The organism is Ruegeria sp. SCP11 (assembly GCF_040329455.1).
In the GTDB taxonomy this organism is placed as follows: domain Bacteria; phylum Pseudomonadota; class Alphaproteobacteria; order Rhodobacterales; family Rhodobacteraceae; genus Ruegeria; species Ruegeria atlantica_E.
In genome coordinates, this window is sequence record NZ_JBDZYG010000009.1 from 162,724 (window position 1) to 188,600 (window position 25,877).

The window sequence follows — 25,877 nt, forward strand, 5'->3', positions numbered from 1 at the left end:
GCAGATATCTTTTCACAGCCCGCAATTTCGTCGTAAAACTCCGAGACCACTCTAAACGGCAACAAAGCTTCTTGCAGAAAAGCGCCCGCAAAATAAATACGATTTGGCCGCCCCTGACCGGCGTCGCCCGTGTTGCAGTTGCGATTGGGCTCTTTGCTCTTGTCTCTGCCTGCACGCAGAACCCAAACGACGCGGATATCGATCCGGAACGTCAGTTAAGGGCGCTGCAAGAGGTCTCAAAAAAGCAGGCTCGCGGGCAAAGAGTTTGGTGTGTGCCCTACGCTCGGAATCTCAGTGGTATCGAAATTCGCGGCAACGCCAAGGACTGGTGGGGCAAGGCGCATAATATCTATCAGCGGGGCAATGAACCAGTTGTCGGAGCCGTCATGTCATTTCGGGCAACCCGTGGTATGCCCCTTGGCCATGTGGCTGTCGTGTCCGATGTTGTTACCGAGCGGGAAGTCGTCGTGAACCACGCGAACTGGCACCGCAACAAAGTATCCTTGAAAATGGGGGTTAAGGATGTGTCCAAAAACAATGATTGGACGCGGGTACGGGTCGAAAGCCATCCGGGCCGGTATGGCAGTTTCTACCCAGTGAACGGATTCATCTATCCGAAAGATGACGGTTAGCCCAAATCGATTTCCCTTCGTGCGCGTCGAGAACCGGTGGTATGCGCCAAAATCGTCCCTCGTCTCGGAAATAAATCGTACGGAATTACTGCCTGTTTAATGAAGCCGAATGGTGGCGTTTTTCCGTGTGTCGGAATGTTTAAAGCCTGAATTTGGATGTCTGCTTAGGGCTGCATCAGTCAATTACGTGTACCGCAGAGAGTGGCTAATTCGAGCCCACATTGACCGATGCTGCGCTGTGCTTGAAGTGGTGCAATCAGACCAAAGCCGTCATTGCCTCGACAAATTTGGTTCTACGACAAGATTGGTATGGCCGTGTAAGGCTGAAGAATGCCGATTGGGGGAACTTAGCTGCGTGCCAGAAATACCACCGTCATTCCTAACCCGACGACAATAACGATGGAACGGATCACATTTACCGGCAGCTTCTTTGCGAGTCTTGCGCCTACATATCCTCCAATTGTTGCGAGGATCATCATAATAGCGGCTTCTTTCAGGTAGACGATTCCGGCCAGCAGGAACGTCACGACGGAGGCTCCGGATAAGATGAACGACAATGCGTTTTTTAACCCGTTCATCAGGTTGATGTCCCGAAACCCCAGACCCGAAAACAGCGCAAGAAGGACAATTCCCAATCCACCGTTGAAGTATCCGCCATAGGTCGTGACGGCCAGTGTGGCCGCGTTTCTGCCAACGGGGTTCGCTTTGCCGTCACTTTTGGTCCAGTTGCGGATTTGCTTGTCGAATGCAAACAAGAGCGTTGCGAAAAGTAACAGCCACGGGACGATGAAACTGAACACCTCAGACGGCGTTATCAGTAGCAATATGGCACCCAGTACGCCGCCTAAGACTGATAACCCCAACAGGACAAATAGTGCGCGCCTGTCGAAGGCTTGAATCTCTGTCAGAAAACCAGCGGCACCGCCGAGGTATCCTGGGAACACGGCGACGGCGCTTGTTGCATTCGCCGGGATGGGAGGTACGCCAATGAACACCAGCGCCGGGAAAGTTAGAAAACTACCCCCGCCGGCAATTGAGTTCAAAACACCTGCAAGAAAAGCGGCGACACATATGATGGTGAGATCAAGCATTCCTCACCAGATAGTCATGCGCCGACAGGGCGAAAATATCGACAAGGGAATAGAGTTCATCCAACATGATGTATTCGTCGGCTGTGCCTAGGTTATGGGCCATCAATCCGCAGACAACGACTGGCACGCCTGCGTAGCGATACAGCCTGGCGTCAGACGCCCCGACACGCATGGTCACTGCCGGCTCTTGTCCCAAAACCTCAATACAATTTTGACGCACCGCTTCGATCACGGGGTGGTCCGGGGCGGTCCAACTGGGTTCGTATCGGCGCGTGATTTCAAGCTCAATCCCATCAACATCCTGACACATTCGGGTCATCTCAGCCTCGATCTGCGCAACTGAAACACCAACCGGTAGCCGGACATCACAAGTAAAATCAGCCCTGTCGGCAACCAGATTTGACAATCTGCCGCCGTCAATTGTGCCGAATGTGATTGTCACATTTTTCAGCACGTCCGTTTCACCTTCACCTGACATGCGTTCGGATTTTTCCGACCACTGATCAATGAGCGGGACAACATTGTTACCTGTGGTTTCAACCGGAAAAGACCGCAAGGATTTGAAGCTATCCATAACGGCGGTCAGTTTCTCGATTGCGCTTTCCCCGCGGTGAACATGGGCGGCATGGGTGGATTTGCCTTTTGCCGTAACCTTGGCCCAGATCATCCCTTTCTCGCCAAACCGCAAAATGTGCGGGGACCCGACGTCGCCGCTTATCATAGCGTCGCCTTTTGCGTGCGGCACGTTGTCGAGCAAGTATTGGGTTCCCAGCACCCCCATAGTTTCTTCGTCGCCGACAAATGTACCCACGATTTCGCCAGGGAAATCCGCCCCGATATCGGCTAGACATTTCATTGCCAGAAGACTGGCCGCGATGCCGCCTTTCATGTCAGAGATGCCCAATCCATAGGCTTTGTCGCCGTCCACTTCACCTTTTGGATCGCGCGTCCAACCAGACAAATCGCCGGCAGGGAACGTATCCATATGCCCGTTTAGGATCAGACGTTTTCCGGGGCGATTGCCCCGGAGACGGACGACAACATTATGCACCGGTTCTTCTGAGACAAAGCGCTCAATCTCGACACCAGGTATCGATGCTGCAATAGCTTCAATTTCATCTGCCATCGCCCGAACATCTCCTTTGGGCTGTTGGCTTTCGATTTTCACCAGACGAAGAGTTAGATCGACGACTTGTTTTCGATTTTTGTCGAGCCAAAACCATATTTTGTTGCGTACATTTGGCTCGGTAATATTGGCTTCCATTTTCACGCTTCCACCAGATCAGCTTGTTGATTTTTCTTCATCCGGCGTCGCTGCATCAGAACTACAGCGGCGTAAGCCAGAATGCCGAAAATGTAGATAATCTCCTTAGGCATCCGACCGGACTGCTCTAGACCAACTGACGTGATATAATCGCCCCAGGTAACCCCAAGCTGTTCGGCTGGGCCATTAAATCCAATGTCAGAGACCGCGGTACGCCCATCACTTTCGACCTCAACTGAGATGCCAACAGCTTCCAGCAAATTGTCCGATGCATTTGGAACAGTTGCAGTGAACAGTTTGAAGCGGTCCCCGTATTCGGTTTCGCGAGTGACATACAAACGCACTTTCTGCCCTTCTCCAACCGAGGTTTCACCGGCAACAACTTGTGCCATTGGTGCATCCTCATAGGCAGGGCTGAATCGATCCAACACAAAATCCGGACGGAAAAGGCTGATTACAACAAAAACCAGCAACACGGATTCAATCAGCTTCAGGCGAACGAACATCCACTGAAGTGTCAGGGACGAGAAGGCGAAGATAGCCATCAACGCAACGACAAAGATTAAGCCCCCTTGCCAGATACTGTCTACTCCGACCAGCAAAAGTTCTGGGTTGAAAATGAACACAATTGGAAGGATGGCCGTGCGGATCGCGTATTTGAAGGACTGGATGCCCGTCTTCATGGGATCTGCACCCGAGATGGCAGAGGCCGCAAATGCTGCGAGACAAACTGGTGGCGTCGCATCTGCCATGAGCCCGAAGTAGAACACATAAAGATGCACGGCAATAAGTGGCAGAACCAGACCCGACGCGTTGCCCAGCTCGACCATTACGCCCGCCATCAATGAGGCGACGACAATATAATTTGCCGTAGTCGGTAGCCCCATTCCCAGGATGATGCTGACGACAGCCACAAGGAACAACAGGATGTAGATGTTGCCCTGTGAAAGTGCTTCAACAATTCCAAGCATGGCGTTGTTGAGCCCGGTCGATGACACGATTCCGACGATGATCCCGGCCGCACCAACAGCTGCCGTTACGGCCGTCATTGATTTCGCACCAGCAACCAGTGAGTAGAATACAATTATCCCGCCCGACCGGAGACCTTTAAGGACCGACAAACCATGCTGACGCGCTAGTATCACCTGCTGCAACATAATGATTCCGGCCATCATCATAATTGACCAGAACACGGCGCTTCCTGGGCTCCAGCGCTTTACCAAAAGCAGATAAACCAGCATTCCGATTGGAACCAGGAAGTATGCACCTTCTTTGAACGTCTTGGCCATCGCTGGCAAGTCAGCCTTCGGAAGACCCACAAGCCCCATTTTCAGGCTTTCCAGATGCGATATGTAGAACAGCGAGATATAAGCGATAAACGCCGGGATCATCGCATGCACGATAACGTCATAGTAAGAAATCCCGATGAATTCAGCGATGATGAAGGCCGAGGCCCCCATGATCGGTGGCATAAGTTGACCGTTGATCGACGCCGAGACTTCAATTGCGCCTGCTTTGTCACCAGGAAATCCAGTCTTCTTCATCACTGGAATGGTAAACGCACCGGTGGTAACCGTGTTAGCAATCGAAGAGCCTGAAATCATGCCCGTCAAGCCAGATGCCAGAATTGCGGCTTTAGCAGGTCCGCCTCGGTATTTCCCGACGGCGGCAAAAGACATATCAAGAAAGAACTTGCCAGCGCCAGCTGTGTCCATGAATGCGCCAAACAGCACGAATAGAAATACATAGCTTAGCGAAACTGCGATAGGGATGCCAAAGATCGCCTCGCTGGTGAGCCAATTGTATCCGACCATCCGCGGGATGGAAACGCCCCTGTGGGAAATGATCTCTGGCATGTAGGGACCAAACAGCGAATAGACCATGAAAATACCGCAAACGATAACCAGCGGCGTACCGACCCCACGTCTTGTGGCCTCAAGCAACAAGAGCATCCCAACAGCGGACAGGATCACTTCGTACGGGATGCTAAATCCCAGGATATCCAAATTTGCCAGGATACCAGCGCGAAGAACGATGCCGTCATAACCCAGATATACGTACAAAGCGCTGGCCGCGGCGATGACCGCCAATATCAGGCTGAACCACGCCTTTCCTCCACGCTTTTCTTCGAATTTTGTCGGGAACAAGAGAAAGCAAAGGAACAATCCAAAGGCCAGATGGATCCCGCGTGCGGGCAAATCTACAAATATACCCCAGCCAAGGGCATAGGGAATCGGCGATGCGATCCAGAGTTGATATAGGGACCAAAGGGCGGCAAGGGTGATGAAGGTTTTTGGCCAAGGCCCAAAATAGTCGCTGCGTTCTACCTTCAGCGCTTCATCAACTGCTGCTTGTTGCAGTGATTTCTCTGACATGGTGCTTTCCAGTTTGGAAGAGAGATGGTCCCCGCCTGTTCAGCAGGGACCCAAAGGGATCGAAGGGAGGGAGAGGTTATTCGATCCAACCTTTTTCACGGTAGTAGCGCGCGGCACCTTCATGAAGCGGCGCGGAATTCCCGTTGTTGATCATGCTTTCAGGTTCCAGATTGGCAAAAGCCGGGTGCAGACCCCGAAAGTCATCAAGATTCTCGAAAACCGCGCGAACAACTTCATAAACGACGTCAGGATCGACGTTTTCATGTGAAACGATTGTCGCATACCCACCAAACGTTGTGACATCTTCTTTCTGTGAAGAATACACGCCAGCAGGAATGTCCGTTGCGGCGTAGAATGGGCGCTCTTCGATCAGTTTCTGCTCTACTTCAGTGTTAAGCGTGACGATCTGTGCGCCGCACCCTTCGGTCGCAACCGCGACACCAGAGTTGGGAACACCAACGACATAGGTAAAGGCATCAATGTTCCCATCGCACAGTGCGTTCGAATGCTCTGACGAAGTCATTTCGGTTATTAGGCCAAAGAAATCGCGATCTGTGCCATAGCGCTCCATCAGCAATTCCGTGGTGCCACGTTGACCAGAACCGGGGTTGCCGATGTTCAGTTTTTTCCCCTCAAGATCCATCCAGGATTTAATGCCGGATTCTGCGGACACAATCAGCTGGAACGGTTCAGGGTGTACTGAGAACACCGCGCGGAAACCTTCGTCGTTTACGACTTTGTCGGATGTTCCGTTGACGGCGTAATACTGCCAGTCAGATTGTGACACGCCAAATTCGAACTCGCCTTGCGAAATCTGGGCCAAATTGTAAGTCGAACCATTGCTGGATGGTGCCGCACATCGGAAGCCATGCTGCCGGCCCTCTTTTCGTCCTTCCGCAGCTTCTTTGTGAATCATGCGGCAGATTGCATTGCCTGCTACGAAATAGACGCCGGTCGGGCCTCCTGTTCCGATTGTTATGAACTTGGTTTCAGCTTGTACTGATGCAGACACCCCAAGCGATACCATTGCTGCCAGTGCAGATGTTGTCAGCAGTTTCTTCATCTTTTCCTCCCGCGGGTTTTCCAGAAATGCTGAAAATTAACCGCAGCGGAGCTATCCAATCTAATAATTTTAATTGCATTGTTTATAATCAATAATTATAGTCTTGGGCATGCAAATTCGAGAAGTGGAGTGTTTTCAAGCAATTATGACGGCCGGTACAATGACGCGGGCTTCGCAACTATTGGGGATTTCACAACCCGCGGTTAGCAATACGATAGCCACGTTGGAGCACAGGCTGGGATTCAAACTGTTTCTGCGTAAGTCTGGGCGACTCCAGCCAACCGCAGAGGCACTAATCTTTTACGATGATGCCCAAAGATTGTTGGAAGCAGTGGAGAGGACAAATGAAGCGGCAACCCGACTGCGACAAAGGAAATCTGGTCACATAACAATATCTGCCTTCCCCGGCATCTCGATAAAGTTTTTACCAAACCTCATCAGTAAGTTTTTGGAAGACCGTGAGCATGTGAAGATTCGCCTGCTTTCGCGCAGCTCACATATTGTGATTGAGCAACTTCCCAGCCAAATGTTCGACATTGCGATTGCAGAAAAACCCTCGCAATTTGTCGGTGTGGATGCTGAACAGTTCACATTCCATTGCCACTGCATTGTCGCAAAAGACCATCCACTCGCGAAGCTCGATGTGCTGACACCGAGGGATTTAGATGGTGTTCCATTTGCCGCTTTGTTCCGTGATCATATGACAACCTACCAGATTGCGAGAACATTTTCAGATGCAGGGGCACGATGGAACGTCGTCCTCGAAGCGCAGTATTTTGTGTCGCTTATTGAATTTGTCAGGTCTGGGAATGCGGTCGCTCTTGTCGATCCGATTAACAGCCAAGGATTCGATGATGACCTGGTTCGCATACCGTTTGAACCTGCAATTCAGTATCAAATTGGCGTTCTGACACCACAGGATAAAGCCGTCTCAAAGGTCGCTTCCGACTTTCTGGACTTGATGCGGGTGGAATTGCTCAATCGACAATAAGCCCCTCAGCCGTCTTAATCGCCTGAAAGCAACGACAGCAGACATTGGTGCAATCGCAGCGAAAGCTCAGTTTGTCCGCATCTCGGGATTTGCAAATTCTAGTTTGAAATGTCCGGTTTGGGCTGGGACCAGCCAATCATGCTTGCTGCGGAGAACGGCAACACTGAGCCCAATTTGCCCGTTCTGATTGTTGTAAACATCCGGAGGTTATGCCGACCCTTCCGTCATCCATGTGCTCCACTCGGGTGATCGGTTTAGGGCTTTTCCATCTGCACCCGCTGAATGTGCAATGCTGTAGGCTACAATACTTCCTTCTCAATGGAGTGGGGTACTATGGTGTTCGACTGGTTCGAAGGCATGGAAAACTGACGAACCAACGAATTCAAGAAGATAGTATTCGTTCAACCTAATTTGGCCCATTGGTGTCTGAAGACACACCGTGCTGGGCAAATCTTACCAATCCTTAAAGAAAATCGCCCAGATAGCTGCAATGATGACTCCGGCGCCGGCTGCGAACACCAATGCGATAGCGCAAATAAACAAACGCGGCTGGCTGGAGCGGCGGATAATCGAAAAGTGAATTCTTATCTGACCTCTAAGCAAACCATCTGCTGCCATCGATAAAGCAAAAAGGCCAAGTGACAGCGCACTGAATCCCCCCCATAGCCGTTGCCATTGCTCATCCTCAGTCAATGCCAACGGCAAACCGGTTACGACAAAAAGCGCTGCGAAGAGCCACATCAAATACGTAAAAATCATCGACCCGGTGACCACACGCCTTGTTCTATCCAGTAATTAACCAAAGCGGCTTGTGCATATTCACCAAGCTCAGGATGGTCGCTGAAATAGTACAAAAACCTCAATACGGCCTCGTTCTGTGCAGGCGTCAATTGATTGAACTTGGACTTCTTGAACTCATGCAGCATTTCTTTCGATGTGCCAGGGTCGAGTGCAAGTAGGATGCTTTCACTGGCATATTCCGGACTGTCTGAATTTCGCAGAGCCCAAAGCAGATACGCAGGCAAATAATACTGAAAGGCATTGGCGCTGAAAGCCGTGGGGGCAGCGTAACCGTGTACGATCATTTGATCGGTCATCTCATGCCATTTGACCCCGCCGTAGAATTCAAGAATATCCACGTCATCCATACATTCGGGGTGAAGAAGTTCATCATCAGCAGGTGAATCAAGGCCGTCAAATGCAGCAATGATCTGGGTTGCAAGATCTTCCGTGGTTGTCGTTACGTTTGGCATGGTGCCATATTAAACTGGCTGAAACCCCGAAATCGAGTGTATCAGCAACAAGTCGAAGTCGAGTGATTGCGATGGATACAGGACAGAGGCTCTTTCAGGACGTCAGTCATGAATTCCACGACAATTCCATCTATGCCTTAAATTTGATTTCACCTGACCCAGACACCGATGACTGGGTGAGTGAACTAAAACTCGATATCGATCATATTGAGGAGTGGATCAGGCGAGACAACGGGCATTTCAGTTTTTCCCTTTGTCAGGTCAATCTGTGTTTCGAGGGCGTTTCCGATCTTTCCGTCTCCTTTTCGTTTCCAAAGTCGACCATATCACCGCTGCCAATCGACCGGATTACCCGGTCCAGAGAACCAGTTCGGATCCACGGAATGGATTATTCCGAATTTGCCTGGACCATCGAACTGAATGACCGCCGCGGCGGTCGCATATGCTTCCACGCCACCGGGTATCGCTTTGAAAGGGTCGGAAAACCCGTCACCTGCGAGGAACAATGTATACCCAAACATTGGCGCCTACCGCAGTAGATGCAGAAGACTGTGTGACCGCCTCGGCAACGAATGCCATTGGAGCCCACCTGCCATCTCACTTCAATCGTAATTGGGTACGCATTTGGTAGGAGGTACTGCACCTGTCACAATTGACTGCGAGTGTATTCAGCATAGTCAGACCGAATACGGAAACGGGTTTTCGTTTGCTGAGGATCAGCTTTGCCGCGCCTCTCAGATGCTACAATGCCCGCTTTGCGTGGCGATATCACTATGAGAAAGTGCCGCCGCCCTGTCTGGCATGGTCGTCGCGGTCAAACCAAACCAACGACAATTGTATCAAGCCATTGTCGTCGAGGGTCCACTCCTCCCAGCCCAACAGGCGGACAGGAGAACCTTCGCGCTTTCCAGGGCCGACGAGCATACCGGTAAAGAGAGCGTGGTTCCCTGATAAACGAAAATCATGCAGCAACACAGAAGAACCAGGAAAATCACGGAAGAACGGTGCCGCGTAATCCGAAGCAATCGCGCCCCGACCTTGAATCGCCTTGCCAGAATTGAGCCGCGCCGCCCCATCTTCAGCGAAATGTGCTGCTACCTGTGCCGGATCGTTGGAACTCCACGCAGCAGCATACGAAGAAGCTTTCTCCAGCGCATCAGCAAACAACATTTCGGTTGCCCCTTTCTCGAACATGGCCGCTCTTTGGCTTTGAAGGTGAGCCCATGGATGTATCTTAGACGCGTACGTGCAATAAGTCAGAGGTAACCTCGTTTTAGGCGTTCGGTTGCGGCGCAGCGAAAGAGCGCTCATCCGAACCGGGCGTTCGCAAAACTCGCAGCGACAGCGCCGGACGCACCCAGTTTTCTGTTTTCTGCGGGGGTGACGAAAGTCGGCTACGTCTGAGCCAACCGATATTCCATCAGCACATGTCTCGCGCGCTTCACTGCCACGTTCCCAAATTCGTGAGCGCTATTCCGTGGACCCAATCAGAGCATACGACTAGCATCAGTGATTACTCAGCACGAAGGGAGACAAACATGTCGAAGTTCACCAATAGAACAACTGCCCATGGGGTTGCTGCAATCGTAATCTGCTGTTTCGCAACGGCCACACAGGCGCAATCGGCAGGCGAGGAAATGTCGTTTTTCATCACCAGTGTAGGTAAGGGGGACGGTGCGAATCTAGGCGGCCTTGAAGGCGCCGATGCTCATTGCAACGAGCTTGCTTCGGCGGCCGGTTCTTCGAAAACTTTTGCGGCCTATCTGAGTACTTCTATGTCCATTGATCGCAGCACTGACCCGATGACAATCACCAATGGTATTTCTGCACGCGACCGGATCGGGTCGGGTCCTTGGTATAATGCCAATGGAGAGCTTATCGCCAACAATGTTGAAGACCTGCACAGTGACGGTGTGAATATCAATCTACAGACCGCGCTCGACGAAAACGGCAACCCTGTCAATGGGCGTGGTAGTCAGCCGAACAAACATGACATTCTGACCGGCTCAGATTCCGCTGGATATTTCTCGACGGCAGGTGGTGACACGACATGCAGCAACTGGACTTCGAATAGTGAGGACGGATCCGCGATTGTCGGACACCATGACCGTGTAGGTCTCAACGATGCTCGAAACATGTTGTCTTGGAACTCATCGCACGGCTCGCGCGGTTGCGGGGAGGAACATCTGCCACGTTCTGGCGGGGCGGGCTTATTTTATTGCTTCGCAACCGACTGATCAGGCAGCATTGGTGCGCGTGTCACCCGCATTGCACCTGATATTGTCTGGTTGGCTTTAAAGGTCGCGTTCTGGAAACGGTTTTTGGGCAGCAAAGCCCAATTGCCATTTCGGCCTGTGGCCGACACCGAATTAGGAGATTCGCAATTTCTATCGACAGTTTTGCGGACACTGAGATTGGAAGACACTTGGCCGACGCTGCACGTCGTTGCCGCATGGTTTTCTTCACCGGACTACCAGCATCTGGAAAGTCATTCCTGTTGCGCCAGCAGATATCCGTCTCGATCTCCTTGGGACGTTGTGTGCATATCATGCGTTGGGATACGGGGCTCGCGGCGTTTCAAACCGAAGATATACTCGCGAGGTATCCGGATGTTTCGGATGGAACTCATCCGTTGATCCGAAAGGCAGCCGGGCTGTGGGGGCGGAGAGCCCTGGCGCGATGGCTGGCGGAGAATACCGACCCCACAGGCATGATTGTCGGTGAAGTCCCTATCATCGGAAACAGGTTTTCAGAGTTCATCCAGGCGCAGCCCGATCAGATTGAGCCTGCCTTAGCTTCCGAGGAAACCACATTCATCTATCCGGTTCCTACAAAGGGCTTGCGTGCCAATCTCGAAGCTATTCGAAGATCTACGTTTGCGAACCCCAGACATCCTGATGAGGCTAGGGACGCGCCACCATCCACAATGGAACTGGCTTGGCGCCAGACATGCGCCAAGGCTGCGGAGTTGGGCTTAGTCTCTGAGGTGGACATCCATTCTCCGTACGAGGAGATGATCTATGTGCGTTTTTTTGAGCACCTGCTGCAACACCGAAACGCCATCGGAATTGGGGTCGATACGATTTATTCGGAGGCCGGGTCAGCCTATGACCTGGATGTGAACGTCTTAGAACTCAGTGCAAGCCCGGACGAAGTACAATGTGCTGTCGCAGAGGTAGAGGCCGCTTTCACCGTCGAGGAAGCCGCCCGAGACGTCGAAAACTGGTATCAAGTGTAGTCCCGGGCAAAAGTCAGCTCCATTGGTATACCCGAAACCGCTAAGGTTGGTTGCGAAGGTCCAAATTGGGCTGCGAGCGGCCAATGATACTGACCGCAGGTAGCGGCAGTTCTAAGTTCAACCAGCCGTTGCCGAGCAGCCATTTGCTGGGTTAGCCTTGTCAGTATGAGGGCGAACGTTTCGATCATCGGGACATGGGTATTGAAGAGTTTCGTCGCGGAGTTTGACGACGGCTCCACTCTCCAACCCTATGGCGACAACCCGCAAGGCCGCATCGTCTACGCGGGCGATGGGTTCATGTCGGCTCACTTATGGAACCCCGACACCCATGTTGAGGGAACCAACTCACGTGACTACCCCAGTTACTTCTCGTACTGCGGTGATTGGTCAATTGAAGGCGAAGTCGTTCGGCACCGAGTTCATGCTTCGACCGAAGCATCTTGGGCTGGGCAGGACAAATTGCGAACCATGGCGTCAATTGGCGAGCTCTTGGAATTGACGGCGGAAGAGGTCGTCTTCGGGGGAAAGGAAGGAAGGGGTATTTTGGTTTGGGAACGCCTTAAGAATTAGCCGACAGCGGCAATCGGCCAACGATCACTTCGTTCGCAACTAGGGAGCTGAAAAGTCTAGTTACGAGTGCCGGCTTTGGGCTGGTAGCGGCCTACCGCGCACATTTCAAAAACCGGCGACACTTACGCTTTTTAGACCTGCTTTGGAGCGAGTTCTCCCCACTCATCCGCGCTCATGCTTTTCCGCGTTAACCCATCCTCTGAGGCGAATTGAGCTGCTTTGAGTAGGAGAACGGCCACCGTGATGGCGTCTACCTCGCAGCGTTTCTCGAATTCTTCGGTATTCTCATTGGGGCCTTCTTCCGACATTCCCATTCCCCTCTGTATCTGACGCTTTCGGGCAATTGGCTAACTTTGCATAATACTTCATCGCCCTCAGAAAGCCAGTTCTCGGGCGTGCGAGCGCTTCTTCAGGAGAGGCTCTAATTCTGCAAACAAGCTCGTCTTCCAGCGCGAGTAGTTTGCGATGGTGCAGAAGGACGGGAGACCGGTTCCGGTACTCTTCATTGCTCGTTTTGCTGGGTGTCATCTGGCGACACATCCTGCTCATTGTCAGACGTTGCTTCAATCTCCCGTACAGCCAACTCTGCAATTTTTCGAACCAGATACCAAACGCTGCTACGGCGTGTGTGCCCCTTGATCCAGCCGGTCACATCCTGAGCCGGGATGTCGAGATGTGGGGCTTCGTCTTCGAATACTCTGACTTTGTAGTCGGAGATATCAGAAAGTCCGGACATGTTCCCTGCACGGGCTTCCGCGATTGGGGTACGATTTACATAAACAACAACTCTTAGCATTTTTTGTCTTTCTTATTTTGTGGCGTTTCCATGCTTGGACCCTCGTGGGCCCGCCTTAGTTCCACGAGTGGTTTTTGGTCTTTTGATGCAGGAGGCCCCGTACCAGCCGTCTCAGAACTCGCACTGATCTGTGCTGCTCATAGGTGCCTACCAGAGCTTCGATGTCGCCGAGATCCAGCCGAAAGAACTCGGGCCTCAACCCAAACTCATTGGCGAATTCGCTCACCAGGCTTTGAATGATCGCAGGTAATTGCTCTGGTGTCGGGGCCGGGATTTCATAGATTGTGCAACGGCTGAGAAGAGGGGCGGGTACGCCAGTCAGATCATTTGCTGTCAGAATCCAACTCACATGCGAGGCATCCACGTCGGCAGCCAGGTACTTCTCTCGATATCGCCTAGCCTCAGAGGGCTCGAGCAACGCCAGAAGTTCGCCGGTGATATCTCCGTTTCGGCTCGCGTGCGTCTTGTCGATTTCGTCGAGGATGACCACTGGGTTAAGGACCCGTGCCGTTGCCACGGCCTCCGTTACGATCCCTGCATGCGCGGAACTCCATCCGATAGAGAGGCCAAACAAATGGTTCTCCGATTTGCCGCCGACATTTGCGCTCTGCACATAAAGGCCGAGAGCTTTACAGGCTGTCTTTGCAAAAGCCGTTTTGCCGACGCCGGGCTCGCCAACCAGTAGAGTCGGTTGGATATGAAGGATGTCAGATCCGATGCTCCATCGACACTCGATGTCATGGGCCATCCCCTCGATGACGAAGTTGCAATGAGGGAACCTTTGGGAAACTGTACGAAGCTCGTTCAACGCATCAAGTGAGGCCAGTCGGGCAAATTGATTGCTCCAGGTTGTGAGTTGCTTGATATGTTCCGGCATCTCGTTTCGGAGCGTGCGCGGCAGGTATTCAAAGTCTACCCTGTCCAGAAGATACTGTGCAGCGGTAGTCTTCTCACCCTCTGCGCGAGAAGCTTCCATGCGCATATCGGCAGTATGACGTTCGGAGATGAGGCCCATGACCTCTTTCCAGCGCTTCTGGCTCGTCATCTGTTCCACCGTGTCTTGGGCGAAGACGGCGAGAGCAGGATCGATTTCCCTCAAACGGTTGATTTCAGTCTGCCGCCAGTTGTCAGGCTCATCGCTAAACCTTGCGATTTCTTCAGATCGTTGATTGATCACCTTGAGAAGATCTTCAGCACTGGCTCTTTCCAAAATCATTTTCTTTACGATTTCCCAGGACGCGCGGGAGTTAGCTGCGCTCAAAACAGGGCGGAGGATGTCTGCCTCGTCATGGCAGAAGCCAGCCAGCGCAAAGATTTCATCTTCTTCCCAGGTTGTTCCACTCATCGAGCTACCAACCTTTCGCCACACAGGCGGGGCATCGGTGACCCGAAGCGCCCCAGGCAATTTGGCCGATATAGCCGCAGCTTCGGCACTGATGCGCATCTCGCTTGGCGCGAGTATTCAAGCGCACTGTGGGAAAAGTCTCCATCCGCTCAGTGGCTGCCTCATGCGCGTGCCAGCAGCACAGGTTGACATGCCACGCCGCGATGACCTGAACCGTAGAGGCGTTACCGCACCGCTCACAGGACATCTCAGCTTCCTGCATAGCTTGCTGCAACCGCAGTTGAATGAACGTGTCTTCCTGCGCGCCATCCAGGTAGATCCGAAGCGAGCCGAATTTCTGCTTGATCTGGCCGACCGAAGGATAGCCCTCCTCACGCCGGTCGCAGTGCTTCTTGATCGCTTCAAAGCACTCGGTGACAATCCGAACCCAGCCCAGATTGTCTTTCCCCAGATATCGCTCAACGGAGCCGCGGATGTCATCGTAATCGAAGATGTCACTCATCCGCCGTATCCCCGGTTCTAGGGCGCTCGGATTCTTGCACTGAAGCGATTTCCTCCAGCGTAGCAATGAGACGATGCAGGCCTTTTTCTGTCTCTGCCGCCACCGTCATTTTGAGAGCGGAGAAGTGTTCGTCTGGTAAGTCGAACAGGCATTCAGCGACGTTTCGATGATTGATACTGTCAGGATCGAATTCGTGAAAAGGGAATACCAATCGCAGAATGGCGTCTGGAGGAAGACGGCGCCTGTCTTCTTTCCCATCGTCTGAGTACATGCGACCTGTAGCACCATGAAACAGAAGCGTTTCTTTCAGCTCACCAGTCTCAATGCGCTTTTTAACTTCCGATAGAAGCTCGTCGTTGGCGTAGAGCTTCAGGCGTCTTTTCAGGTCTTCATTTGTTTTGGGGTCTTTTGACATGGAATGCCTCCAAAGGATGGTAGGAGGCGTCGGAATCGAACCGACTCGTGCACTCTAATCCGGAGCTATCACAGGGGTATAAGCCCCGCCCGCATACCAATGCTGCCTCCCGCGTGTTTCGCGTGGGGTATCGACTCAGGTCGATATTCGTTGGCAGTGGATGCGTGTGTGTGTCATGGGGCGAAGCTGAACCAGCGCGGGGCATCGTGTCAACATGAAGCGTGCAAAACGTCGTGATTCACCGCGTAGTTCCGGGAGCTTTCTATCATGGGTTGTGTAAATTGCCGCCTTCCGACCGTCTCAGGAATACAGATTTCCTGCTTAAAGTGAGAATCGGCAGGTGATTCTGATCTTATGAAGAGCGCCCGAAAGTCCGATGTCTTAGTCGGCGCGAACTGGTTTTCAGTTTCCCTGTCTTTTCCGAAGCCGCAGATTATCAGCTCGTACGTCACTCCACACAAGGCGATCAGTATCGTGGTCAAAGTGGAACCTGCCTGGATCTCACCAGCCTTTTTTCACGCAACTGGGGCACCTCCGCCTGTCATCTGAGCGGTCGATATGTCCAACGTAACCACAGACCGCACAGACGAGGTGCTCGGGTGCGTCCGTCCGGCGGAAATAGCGGCGTTTGTGCTCATTGAACCGCCTGGCCGCTTCCTCATGCGCGCACCAACAGCATAACGTTATGATCCAGCTTCCTAAATTCTGCGGGCGCGCCGCGTTCCCGCATCGCTCGCAGCTTTGGTTTGCCTTATTGATAGTAGCTGTGACCCAGCTGTGGATGCGTTCATCCTTGGATGCCTTGCTGAAGTAGATCCGAAGTTCGCCAAACTTTTCCTTGATTTGGAGAACCTTTGGATACTCGATCTCAATCTCGTCACTTCGTGCTTTGATGTGCTCAAAAAGTTCAGTCACGATCCCTGACCAGCCCAGTGGGGTCTCACTTAATTCGAGCTCAACGCTTTTCTGAATGTTGTCGTAGTCGACCACGTTGATGGTGGCTTCAGCTTCAGACATTGCGCGCTCTCCTGGAATTCCGCCGGTAGGGGGTCAGTTCCGATTGGGTTCCGGCAGCACTTCGGTGGACAAAATGGTCTTTGCTTGGCACGTCAACTGCAAGTTGTAGTATCTATTACTACAGGAAAGTCGCGTTTCTTTGTGCTGGATTTGCAACTGCTTCTCGCCACCCATGACCACAGGAACTATCGGCCGGGCGGTGAGGTTTTTCCTAAAGCGCGTGCTTCTCATGCCTTTGCTGTTCCAACCGTTCTATCTCGGCTTTCAACAGCACGATCCTCTGAGATGTCTGATGTTCCGCAATCAGATCGAGAAACATCTTGGTCTTACCGCCATGTTTCATGCCATAGCGCTCGTAGACCAACGCATTGAACTCATCCAGTTTCGCCTTCGGGATCCGGAACTGGACATGCTCGTATTGTTCAATCTCTGTTTTTGCCATCGAATTCTCCCTTGTCTCGCGAACGCATTAGAAGGAAGTCTGCGGCTTTCCCTAAGCTTCAGGCAAGACGTTGGTGCTCAGACAAGCTAAATGTGTGCCGTTCATTGAAAGATTCAGGTGCCCGCACCACGCAGAACGAACCCGCCATTCAATTGGCGACCTTGAATGGCGGGTTCCGGTTTTTCGGTGACGGTTCTGGATGGACTTCACCCGTGTTGTGAAGTGTTCCACCAATGCGGCCGCATGAACTGCGGGATCGCCACGGTTTTGCCACTCAGCTTCTTTACAGATCCTTCCGTCAACTCAAGCGCCATCCACGCCTCTGGTGCCGACATCAGGTCCGGGTATGGTGTCTGCTTATCTGTCGGGGCAAATCCGTACCGAGGATAAAATGTCGGGACGCCCAGCACGAATACCGCATCCGTCCTAACGGAACTGAGATGTTCAATGCTCGCCTCCATGATCTCTTTCCCAACGCCGTGGCCCTGATACGCTGGTAGTACCCCGCAAGGTGCCAGCAGGTAACAGTTCGCGTCTGGGTGATCTACGAAGTTAAACGGAGTAAACAGCACGTTGCCTACGATCTTCCTGTCGCGTTCGGAACTGATAGAAATCGTGTCCGGGAGGCCGAGGAAGTCTCTGGCAAGCTGAGCGATGTCCTCTCCTTCTTCTTTACCAAAGGCCAGCCGGTGGACTTCAATAATAGCGTCAATGTCTGCGTGGTTCATGGTTCTTTCCTATCTTTGGCTCATTTGGGCGCGCACGGATTTGATCCCCAACGCGGAGGCGCGATAGGGATTGCCGTTTTTCGAGTGGATAAAGCGCTTTTTCAGCAAGCGTTGGAAAACACTCAGAGTGCAGTCGGACAGCACATAGCCGTCACGCGTATAACAAGTGACGTCATGGACTTTTCCGTTTTCCAGGCGTTCGAAGTGGATCGCCCCGCCAAGGGCGAGTTCGTGCAAAACACGTTGCTCGTGCTTTGAGATATTCATTGGGATGTCTCGATTTTACGAAAGCACAACAAAAAGGACACTCAGCATCGCGCGTGAGTGTGCCCATCAGTGTTGGTGTTCCTGAATTTGTTCGCCAGGAACGGGCGTTAGGCCCGGGTCTCTTTCATAAAATCTCCGTTGTGTGAGGCGTACGCCTCATACGTTTGGCGCAGATAGTCCTTCAGGCAAGACGGGTCAATATCTCTTAAGGCCCGGATGTCTCATTTTGAGTGGTGGTACGCATCACTTGCCGTGCGCGCCAGCATCCAATCGATGCCTCGTAAGAAGTCGTCGGTTGTTAGCGGATTGTTTTCTCAAGTTGACGCGGAGAAGATAAATGTTTGGCAAGAAGATGGGTGAACTAATCCCTCGCAGTTGCCCGTAAACTGAAACCCTCTGATAAGGGTTGAATTTCGCTCATCAAAATGCACCTTTGATTGAGATTTGATGCTTGTAGTTGACTGATTTGAACGACGACTACCAACAATTGAGCGAATTCTTTAAGCCACGCAAAGGTATGGGCAAATCGTGCAAAACTATGCGCAAATAGAGCGCAAAACTATGGGCGAAGGCTCCGTAATTTTCCGAATGTAATCAATGTCAGGGACGCAGTGTTATGCGCGCACCTACAGTTATTGTCGGTACGGTCAAACTGGTTCCCTACGTTAAGCCGGGCGACCCAAAATCCGGTGATTTGATCCGCGAACTGGGCGGCAAATATAGTGCGGTTCTATTGGCCAATCACGGTCTTGTCGTGTCTAGAAAAGACCTCTTCTCAGCGGTCTGTGCAGCAGAAGAGCTGGAAGAAACGGCAAAGTTGCTCGTGGCAGTGCGTGGTATGCCAACCCGAATGTTGGATGCAGAACAAGTCGCAGACCTCAAGGGAACTTTCGGAAGGATTTAATCCGGCACCGAAAAGGGGAGTGTGCAAACTTTTGGGCAAATCGTGCAAAGCTATGCGCAAATATCGCGCAGAATTATGTGCGAACTTCAAAGATTTTCTTTAATGAAATCAATGCCGGTAATGCAGCGTTATAAGCGCACCTACAGTTGGTGAAGGTGTGCGAAGTGTTATGCGCACACCTGCACATGCGCAGAACTCCAACCCAAAGACAGACCAAACAAGTGGTTTTCTGCCTTAGATGCCTAAAGCTGTCAGGAGCGAATTTGTGAAAAGGGAAAACCAACCGCAGAATGACTTCTGGATGAAGATAGTGTCTGTCTTTCTTTCCGAGGTCTGAGTAAATGCGGCCTGAATCACCATGTAACAGAAGTGTTTCTTACAACACACCAATCTCGATGTGCATTTCGACTTCCGAGAGGAGATCGTCGTTGGCGTACATCTTTAGGCGCCTTTTCAGTTCTTCTTTCGTATTGAGTTCTTTTGACATGGCGTGCCTCCAGACGATGGTAGGAGGCGTCGGAATCGAACCGACTCGTGCACTCTAATCTGGAGCTATCACAGGGGTATAAGCCCCGCCCGCATACCAATGCTGCCTCCCACGTGTTTCGCGTGGGCTATCGACGCTAAGCCGATATTCGTTGGCAGTTGATGCGTGTGCTTGTCATGGGTCGAAACTGAACCAGTACGGATTGCCGTGTCAAGAAGAAGTGTGCCGAATGTCGTGATCCGCCGCGTAGTTCGGGGAGTTTTCAATCTTGGATTGTGGAATTTGCTACCGTTCGACCGTAGTGGCACGCAGGTTCTCCACGAGAAGGAAGATGAGATAGTTGATTGGAGTGAAGCTTGTCGCGAACTTACCAGACTTTTTTCACGCAGCAGGGGCACCTCTGCCTGTCGTCGGATCGGTCAATCTGTCCAAAGTAACCGCAGACTGAACAGACAAGGTGCTCGGGTGTGTCCGTTCGGGGGAAGAAGCTGCGTCTGTGCTCATTCAAACGTCTGGCCGCTGCTTCATGAGCGCTCCATTAATGTAATGATCCAACCCTCTAAATTCTGAGGGTGCCCTGCGTTCCCTAATCGCTCGCAATATTGGTTTGCCCTATTGATAGCAGCTGCGACGTAGCTGCTGATGCGTGCGTCCCCGGATGCTTTGCCGAAGTAGATCCTGAGCTTGCCGAGTTTTTCCTTGATTTGGAAAACTATTGGATACTCGATCACGATCCCTGACCGCACGGACTATTGGCTCGACCAGAGGATATTCGCCTTCAGCGCTTGCTATCCATGCTGGTGCTGTTCCAGATCGTTCGATCTCGGCTTTCAACAGCGCGATCCTCTGCGGCGTCTGATGTTCCGCAATCAAATCGAGAAACATTTGGTCTTACTGCCGTGCTGTCATGCGATAGCGCTCGTAAAGCATCGCGTTAAACTCACCCAGTATCGCTTTTGGGATCCGAAACTGGATATGCTCATATCGTTCAATCTCTGTTTTTGCCATCGAATCCACTCTTGTCATCCAAGGATTGCAGACCAAAGACTCTGGTGTCGCCATGGCCTCGGCTATGCCCAGAACGTTTCCTGAACTATGGCCCTTCGATTGCCGTTGGGGGTTGCGACCGTCAGAATAGAACCAGCGTCCCAGTGACCGGTATCGACCATGCCAATAGCGACGTTTGTTTCAAAATCCGGTGACCAGGCAGCGGACGGGATCTGACCAACCCGCTTTCCGTCTTTGAACAGAGGCCAACCTGAACGAGCAGGGGGCACGGGATCACCGGTTATGGAAATCGCGCGGACTTGTCGGGCCGGGCCCGCTTCGGCCTCGCGCGCAAGTGCTTGCATGCCTATGTGGTCGCTGTCCTCGCCCGGTTTGCAGAATTTGCCCAAACCACATTCCAGTGGCGAGTTTTCCATAGTCATGTCGTTGCCATAGCTCAATAACCCGCCTTCGATCCGTTCGATCAGGTTTGGACATCCCGGGCGAACATTCAGATCAGCGCCGGCTTCGAAAAGGGCGTTCCACAATGGCATTCCGTAGGCACCGTTTTCGACATAGATCTCATAACCGCCCTGTTTGGAGTAACCAGAGCGCGCGACCACAAAGGACGTGTCCTGAAACGCCAACCGTTTGTAACGGAAAAAGCGAATGTCCCGCACCTCGTCGCCAAAGACCCGCGCCATCAAGTCATCCGACTTCGGCCCTTGAACGGCCAACGGTGAAACGTCAGGCTCAAACACCTGCACATCCATACCCGCACCTACTGCCAACCCCTTGACCCACAACAACAGGTCGCTGTCGGCGATGGAGATCCACCAGCGATCCTCGCTGTGTTTGATTGCCACCGGATCATTCAGCATGCCGCCGTTCTCATCCACAATTGGAACGTAGTAGCACTGGTCTTCTTGCATTTTCTCCAGATTACGAGGGGTTAACCGTCGCATTAGGTGGCCCGCATCGAGGCCATTCAACTCAATCTGACGTTCACAGGACACATCCCAGATCTGCACATGAGATTTGAGGTGCCGGTAGTCGGCCTCGACGCTTTCAAAAACCGTAGGCAGCAGCATCCGGTTGTAGACGGTATAGGCGGTAACGCCCTTGTCCTCGACCCCTTTGGAAAAGGGTGTCTGGCGCAGGCGGCGAGATTGAGACAACAAACGCATATCAAAGGTCCATTGACTTGGCGCGGTCCCGAAGCTGGAACTTCTGGATCTTGCCGGTGGAGGTTTTTGGGAGGGTTTCAAAGACGACAGATTTGGGGGCCTTAAACCCGGCCAGATGGTCGCGGCAGAAGGCAATGATGTCGTCAGCCGTTGTCTCAGCCCCGTCGCGCAACTCGACGAAAGCGCAGGGGACTTCTCCCCATTTCTCGTGGGGCATCGCAACAACAGCAGCGGCCTGGACCGCTTCGTGTCGATACAGTACGGCTTCGACCTCAACGGACGAGATGTTCTCGCCGCCCGAGATGATCACGTCCTTCAGGCGGTCTCGGATCTGGATGTAGCCGTTTTCGTGCATGACCGCACCGTCGCCGGACCAGAACCAACCGTTTTCGAAGGCTGCCGCGGTAGCATCGGCGTCCTTGTAGTACCCCGCCATCACCGTGTTACCCCGAAGGGCGATCTCCCCTTGCGTTGAGCCGTCACGCGCCACAGATGCGCCATTGCCGCGATCGATTACGGTGACCTCTTCGACCATCGGAAAGGCAATGCCCTGTTGGGCCTGCAATTCGGCTTGCTCGGCGGGGGAGAGATCATCCCAGTCGTTTTGCCAGAGGCATTGAGAGATGTGGCCATAGGTTTCCGTCAGGCCGTAGACCTGCATGACGTCAAATCCCATTGATTTGGTCTTTTCCAGCACCGAGGGCGGCGGTGGTGCACCTGCGGTCAACACGCGGATCGCGGGATCGAAGGGAGCCGCACCGCTTTCGGCTTCGGCCAGCATCTGCAACACGATAGGTGCCGCACCGAAATGGGTTACGCCGTGCGTGCGGATCGCGTCCAGAATACGGTCTGCTGCCGGAACACGGGTGAACACAACCGTCGCACCGAGCATGGCCATCAACCACGGGTGCCCCCAACCATTACAATGGAACATCGGCACAACGGACAGATAGACCGGATAGGGCGGCATCTGCCACGCAGTCCCAGTGCCGAGCGCCATCAGATAGGCTCCGCGATGGTGATAGACAACGCCTTTGGGGCGCCCGGACGTGCCGGACGTGTAGTTCAACGCAATGGCTTCCCATTCATCGTCAGGCAATTCTGAGGGCAGGGGCGCGGCTTTGGTCAGCGCCTCAAAGGTCTGACCGCCGAGACTCTCACCCGTAACCGCAGGATCGAGGATCTCGACCACTGGCAAGGTCCGACCGAGTAGATCGAAGGCTTTGGACAAAAGCGGTACCAGCTCTTGGTCCACGATCACCAGTTTGGTGTCCGCGTGATCCAGAATGTAGGCGATGGTTTCCGGTTCCAACCGCGTATTCAGCGTGTTGAGGACTCCACCCGTCAGCGGCAGTGCAAAGTGCAACTCGAAGAGTTCGGGGATGTTTGGGCTGAGCACTGAAACGGTATCGCCCTTTTGCACGCCAAGCTCGACCAGTCCACCGGCCACGGCGCGAATGCGATTTGCAGTTTCGGCCCATGTTCTCTGAATGTCACCATATATCACCGCTGTTCGCGCGCCGTGCAAACTTTCGGCGCGGCGCAGGAAGGACAACGGTGACAAAGGCACATAGTTTGCTCGCGTCTTCTGAAGAGCTTCGAATTGGTGACGCATCCCGGTTCCGCCTGACTTAGCTGTTTGGCCGCACGCGGGCGGCGGTTTTGTTTGCAAAGGCTTCCAGGCGCGCACGGGCCGCAGGTTGGGTATTGACCACTCCGCCCACCACAGCCTCTGCATAGGCTGCGTCCATGCCGGACATGTTGTTCAAGTGGCTGATCGCCGAACAGATCGCGAAATTGGTCAGTGGCAGGTTCTGCGCAATTTGTTCTGCCAGTTCCATCGCCTTGGCCATGCTGCCACCTTCTTCGGTGATGTATTGCGCCAGCCCCAGATTAACAGCCTCTTGCCCCTGGTAGACACGGCCTGTCAGGATCATGTCGATCATGCGGTATTTGCCGATCATGTCTGACACGCGGATTGTTGCTCCGCCGCCGGTGAAAATCCCGCGTTGCCCTTCAGGTAAGGCGAAATAAGTGCCGGGATCAATCACTCGAATGTGCGCCGCGCTGGCGAGTTCCAAGCCGCCGCCGACAACGGCACCTTTCAAAGCAGCGATAATCGGCACGCCGCCATATTCCATTTTGTTGAACGCCTCGTGCCAGCGCAGGCAGACATGCATGAAGTCATCCGGGCTGCGGTCGGCTTTCCAATGCTCGACGAGATCAAGACCTGCGCAGAAGTGGTCGCCGTCACCCGTAAGAACCACGGCCTTGACACCGGCCATACGCGCACCGCTAAAGAAACGGATCAGTTCCTCGATGGTGGCCACATCCAGCGCGTTGCGCTTTGAAGGGCGGTTCAAAGTCACGACATACAGGCCGTTCTCTCGCTCGGAAATCGCAAGATTTTCATAGGTGTCGGGGTTCACGACGTCATTCATAGGTCAGGCCCTTTCGAGGAGCTATTCGGGGAAAACAGCGTCAAGCAGGCTGCGCGAGCCGTGCAAGATGCGGGTGTGCTCAGTTGTGCACTCGGGCAAAATGTGCTGAGCAAAGAAAAGTGCAGTGGCGATTTTTTGGGTCATGAATCGCGCATCCTGCCCATTGTCCAATGCGGTTTGCGCAGCCAATGCTCCCTTTGCCAGTTTCCACCCCGCCGCCAGCGTACCCGCGAGCATCAGGAACGGGACAGAACCCGCAAAGGCTGCGTCGATATCCTTTCGGCTACTTTCCAACAACCAATCCAATGCGGTTTCATACGCGCCGCGCGCCTGCGAAAGGCTCGTGCCAATGGCTTGTGCAGTAGAGTCACCTTTAGCCAGTTTGGCTTCGGTTGCTGCTATTCGGGCCGCAAACTTACGGGCAGTCTTACCCCCATCACGCATCACCTTGCGCCCCAGAAGGTCGTTTGCCTGAATGGCAGTGGTGCCTTCGTAAATCGGCAGAATGCGGGCGTCGCGGTAATGCTGAGCGGCCCCGGTTTCTTCGATAAAGCCCATGCCGCCGTGGATTTGTACGCCAAGCGAGGCGACCTCAACTGCGCGTTCAGAGCAGAAACCTTTGACCAGCGGAACCATGAATTCGGCCAGTGCAGCCATCTCCGGATTGTCTTGATGATGTGCGATGTCCAGCAACCCTGCTGTAGCAGCCGCCATGGCTCGCCCGCCTTCGGTCAGGCTGCGCATCCGTAGGAGCATACGGCGCACATCCGGGTGCTCGATGATGGCGACTGCATCTTTGGTCTGACCATTCACCGGACGGCTTTGCACCCGTTCGCGCGCATAGCTCAGAGCACGTTGGTAGGCGCGATCAGCGGTCGCAATGCCCTGCACACCAACGGAAAATCGTGCGGCGTTCATCATGAAAAACATGTACTCGAGACCGCGATTTTCCTCGCCAATCAGGAAACCAGTAGCGTCTGTGTATTCAAGCACCGCCGTCGGGCTGGCGCGAACACCCAGCTTATGTTCGATGCTCACGCAGTTGACCGTATTTTCTGATCCTAACGTCCCGTCCGTTTCCACAAGCTTCTGCGGTACGATGAACAGGCTCAGCCCCTTGGGCCCGGCAGGTGCCTCGGGTGTACGGGCCAACACCAAATGGATGATGTTCTCGGTCAGATCATGAGCGCCATATGTGATGAATATCTTCGTTCCTGAGATGCCATAGCTGCCATCTTCACGTTGCACCGCCTTGGTTGCCACGCGGCCAAGATCGCTGCCCGCTTGCGGCTCCGTCAGGTTCATCGTGCCGGACCATCGCCCCGCGATCAGGGGCTCAAGATATGTGGCTTTTTGTTCGTCCGAGCCGGTCAGCAGCAGCGCCTCAATGGCCCCATCGGTCAGCAACGGGCAAAGGCCAAAGCTCATATCGGCGGCATTCAGTATCTCTACTGCCGCAGCGCCGACAGTTCGCGGCAACCCCATGCCACCATATTCCACCGGGTGAGTCAGCGCCTGCCAGCCCATTTCGACGAACTGTGCATAGGCCTGCGCGTCACCCTCTGGCATTGTCACGCGCCCGTTGTCAAACCGGGCACCCAGCGTGTCCCCTACTTGGGACAAAGGCGCGATCTGCTCACCGCAGAACCTGGCATAGCCTTCCAACACGGCACCAATATCCGCCAGGTCATAATCTGAGTACATCGCCAACGATGACACCTGTTCCCAATGAGACAAGTGTTCGACGCAAAACATCAAATCCTGAACGGGCGGCTGATAGGACATGCCAGGCTCCCTGCCGGTGACTATGGTTTCGCGTCATCTATCTGCCGATTGGATTGTCGATAAGCTCATCTTTTGCCAAAATACTATCTGATTACGC

The 25,877-nt window shown here is 53.3% G+C and carries 27 protein-coding genes and 2 tRNA genes; 6 read left to right on the forward strand and 23 right to left on the reverse strand.

The window, feature by feature from the left end:
* Positions 1-71 precede the first annotated feature (71 nt).
* Positions 72-632 (forward strand): CHAP domain-containing protein, encoded by a 561-nt coding sequence (locus ABLN94_RS15410; protein ID WP_352993764.1) that lies wholly within the window; start codon positions 72-74, stop codon positions 630-632.
* Positions 633-979: 347 nt separating this feature from the next.
* Here the strand turns inward: ABLN94_RS15410 and ABLN94_RS15415 are convergent, their stop codons facing one another.
* The 4 genes from ABLN94_RS15415 to ABLN94_RS15430 form a co-directional block, all read right to left on the reverse strand.
* Positions 980-1,723, reverse strand: a complete 744-nt coding sequence (locus ABLN94_RS15415) for a sulfite exporter TauE/SafE family protein (RefSeq protein WP_352993767.1) — start codon at positions 1,721-1,723, stop codon at positions 980-982.
* The gene (locus ABLN94_RS15420; protein ID WP_352993770.1) at positions 1,716-2,849 is read right to left on the reverse strand and encodes a M20/M25/M40 family metallo-hydrolase; all 1,134 of its coding nucleotides are present in this window, start codon (positions 2,847-2,849) and stop codon (positions 1,716-1,718) included. Before ABLN94_RS15420 ends, ABLN94_RS15415 begins: the two co-directional genes overlap by 8 nt.
* Before the next feature lie 140 nt (positions 2,850-2,989).
* A complete protein-coding gene (locus ABLN94_RS15425; RefSeq protein ID WP_352993773.1) occupies positions 2,990-5,362 on the reverse strand; it encodes a TRAP transporter permease in 2,373 nt (790 codons plus the stop codon).
* Between the two features lie 76 nt (positions 5,363-5,438).
* Entirely contained in the window at positions 5,439-6,425 is a 987-nt protein-coding gene (locus ABLN94_RS15430) for a TAXI family TRAP transporter solute-binding subunit (protein ID WP_352993775.1), read from the reverse strand.
* Positions 6,426-6,534: 109 nt separating this feature from the next.
* On the opposite strand from ABLN94_RS15430, the gene ABLN94_RS15435 reads away from it, so the two are divergent.
* The gene (locus ABLN94_RS15435) at positions 6,535-7,416 is read left to right on the forward strand and encodes a LysR family transcriptional regulator (protein WP_352993778.1); all 882 of its coding nucleotides are present in this window, start codon (positions 6,535-6,537) and stop codon (positions 7,414-7,416) included.
* Positions 7,417-7,869: 453 nt separating this feature from the next.
* On the opposite strand, the gene ABLN94_RS15440 is transcribed toward ABLN94_RS15435, so the two are convergent.
* The 4 genes from ABLN94_RS15440 to ABLN94_RS15455 form a co-directional block, all read right to left on the reverse strand.
* Entirely contained in the window at positions 7,870-8,175 is a 306-nt protein-coding gene (locus ABLN94_RS15440; RefSeq protein ID WP_352993780.1) for a hypothetical protein, read from the reverse strand.
* Positions 8,172-8,669, reverse strand: coding sequence for a DUF6714 family protein (locus ABLN94_RS15445; RefSeq protein ID WP_352993783.1), 498 nt, complete (start codon positions 8,667-8,669; stop codon positions 8,172-8,174). Before ABLN94_RS15445 ends, ABLN94_RS15440 begins: the two co-directional genes overlap by 4 nt.
* A gap of 326 nt (positions 8,670-8,995) precedes the next feature.
* A complete protein-coding gene (locus tag ABLN94_RS15450) occupies positions 8,996-9,190 on the reverse strand; it encodes a hypothetical protein (protein ID WP_352993785.1) in 195 nt (64 codons plus the stop codon).
* Between the two features lie 250 nt (positions 9,191-9,440).
* Complete coding sequence (locus ABLN94_RS15455) at positions 9,441-9,863, reverse strand: nuclear transport factor 2 family protein (protein ID WP_352993787.1); 423 nt, start codon at positions 9,861-9,863, stop codon at positions 9,441-9,443.
* Positions 9,864-10,207: 344 nt separating this feature from the next.
* Between ABLN94_RS15455 and ABLN94_RS15460 the strand changes: the two genes are divergently transcribed.
* The 3 genes from ABLN94_RS15460 (at position 10,208) to ABLN94_RS15470 (ending at position 12,477) form a co-directional block, all read left to right on the forward strand.
* Positions 10,208-10,906 carry a hypothetical protein gene (locus ABLN94_RS15460; RefSeq protein WP_352993790.1) on the forward strand — a complete coding sequence of 233 codons (699 nt, stop codon included), beginning with the start codon at positions 10,208-10,210 and terminating at the stop codon, positions 10,904-10,906.
* Positions 10,907-11,094: 188 nt separating this feature from the next.
* On the forward strand, positions 11,095-11,907 hold the full coding sequence (locus ABLN94_RS15465; protein ID WP_352993793.1) for a hypothetical protein: 813 nt from the start codon (positions 11,095-11,097) through the stop codon (positions 11,905-11,907).
* Positions 11,908-12,072: 165 nt separating this feature from the next.
* Positions 12,073-12,477, forward strand: a complete 405-nt coding sequence (locus tag ABLN94_RS15470) for a lipocalin-like domain-containing protein (protein WP_352993796.1) — start codon at positions 12,073-12,075, stop codon at positions 12,475-12,477.
* A 131-nt stretch (positions 12,478-12,608) separates the two neighbouring features.
* Here the strand turns inward: ABLN94_RS15470 and ABLN94_RS15475 are convergent, their stop codons facing one another.
* The 10 genes from ABLN94_RS15475 to ABLN94_RS15520 form a co-directional block, all read right to left on the reverse strand.
* Positions 12,609-12,785 carry a hypothetical protein gene (locus tag ABLN94_RS15475; protein WP_352993799.1) on the reverse strand — a complete coding sequence of 59 codons (177 nt, stop codon included), beginning with the start codon at positions 12,783-12,785 and terminating at the stop codon, positions 12,609-12,611.
* 194 nt (positions 12,786-12,979) lie between these two features.
* Entirely contained in the window at positions 12,980-13,213 is a 234-nt protein-coding gene (locus ABLN94_RS15480; protein WP_352993802.1) for a hypothetical protein, read from the reverse strand.
* A 115-nt stretch (positions 13,214-13,328) separates the two neighbouring features.
* Positions 13,329-14,618, reverse strand: coding sequence for an AAA family ATPase (locus ABLN94_RS15485; protein WP_352993804.1), 1,290 nt, complete (start codon positions 14,616-14,618; stop codon positions 13,329-13,331).
* A 4-nt stretch (positions 14,619-14,622) separates the two neighbouring features.
* Positions 14,623-15,120, reverse strand: a complete 498-nt coding sequence (locus ABLN94_RS15490) for a hypothetical protein (protein ID WP_352993807.1) — start codon at positions 15,118-15,120, stop codon at positions 14,623-14,625.
* Complete coding sequence (locus ABLN94_RS15495; protein WP_352993809.1) at positions 15,113-15,535, reverse strand: hypothetical protein; 423 nt, start codon at positions 15,533-15,535, stop codon at positions 15,113-15,115. The genes ABLN94_RS15490 and ABLN94_RS15495 overlap by 8 nt, the downstream gene beginning before the upstream one ends.
* Positions 15,536-15,552: 17 nt before the next feature.
* Positions 15,553-15,646: transfer RNA gene (locus ABLN94_RS15500), tRNA-Ile, on the reverse strand.
* Positions 15,647-16,036: 390 nt separating this feature from the next.
* Entirely contained in the window at positions 16,037-16,552 is a 516-nt protein-coding gene (locus tag ABLN94_RS15505) for a hypothetical protein (RefSeq protein ID WP_352993811.1), read from the reverse strand.
* A 211-nt stretch (positions 16,553-16,763) separates the two neighbouring features.
* On the reverse strand, positions 16,764-16,994 hold the full coding sequence (locus ABLN94_RS15510; protein WP_352993814.1) for a hypothetical protein: 231 nt from the start codon (positions 16,992-16,994) through the stop codon (positions 16,764-16,766).
* 206 nt (positions 16,995-17,200) lie between these two features.
* Complete coding sequence (locus ABLN94_RS15515) at positions 17,201-17,722, reverse strand: GNAT family N-acetyltransferase (RefSeq protein WP_352993816.1); 522 nt, start codon at positions 17,720-17,722, stop codon at positions 17,201-17,203.
* Positions 17,723-17,731: 9 nt separating this feature from the next.
* Entirely contained in the window at positions 17,732-17,989 is a 258-nt protein-coding gene (locus ABLN94_RS15520; protein WP_352993819.1) for a YjhX family toxin, read from the reverse strand.
* Positions 17,990-18,605: 616 nt separating this feature from the next.
* Here ABLN94_RS15520 and ABLN94_RS15525 point away from each other — a divergent pair.
* Positions 18,606-18,893, forward strand: a complete 288-nt coding sequence (locus tag ABLN94_RS15525) for a class II aldolase/adducin family protein (protein WP_352993822.1) — start codon at positions 18,606-18,608, stop codon at positions 18,891-18,893.
* Positions 18,894-19,397: 504 nt separating this feature from the next.
* On the opposite strand, the gene ABLN94_RS15530 is transcribed toward ABLN94_RS15525, so the two are convergent.
* The 5 genes from ABLN94_RS15530 to ABLN94_RS15550 all read right to left on the reverse strand — a co-directional run bounded on the left by ABLN94_RS15530 (position 19,398) and on the right by ABLN94_RS15550 (position 25,780).
* Positions 19,398-19,491, reverse strand: a tRNA-Ile gene (locus ABLN94_RS15530).
* A gap of 959 nt (positions 19,492-20,450) precedes the next feature.
* Entirely contained in the window at positions 20,451-21,554 is a 1,104-nt protein-coding gene (locus ABLN94_RS15535; RefSeq protein ID WP_352993825.1) for a dimethylsulfoniopropionate demethylase, read from the reverse strand.
* Between the two features lies 1 nt (position 21,555).
* Positions 21,556-23,169 carry an AMP-binding protein gene (locus tag ABLN94_RS15540; protein ID WP_352993828.1) on the reverse strand — a complete coding sequence of 538 codons (1,614 nt, stop codon included), beginning with the start codon at positions 23,167-23,169 and terminating at the stop codon, positions 21,556-21,558.
* Between the two features lie 16 nt (positions 23,170-23,185).
* Positions 23,186-23,995, reverse strand: coding sequence for a methylthioacryloyl-CoA hydratase (gene dmdD, locus ABLN94_RS15545; protein ID WP_352993830.1), 810 nt, complete (start codon positions 23,993-23,995; stop codon positions 23,186-23,188).
* 21 nt (positions 23,996-24,016) lie between these two features.
* Entirely contained in the window at positions 24,017-25,780 is a 1,764-nt protein-coding gene (locus ABLN94_RS15550) for an acyl-CoA dehydrogenase (protein WP_352993833.1), read from the reverse strand.
* Positions 25,781-25,877: the final 97 nt, after the last annotated feature.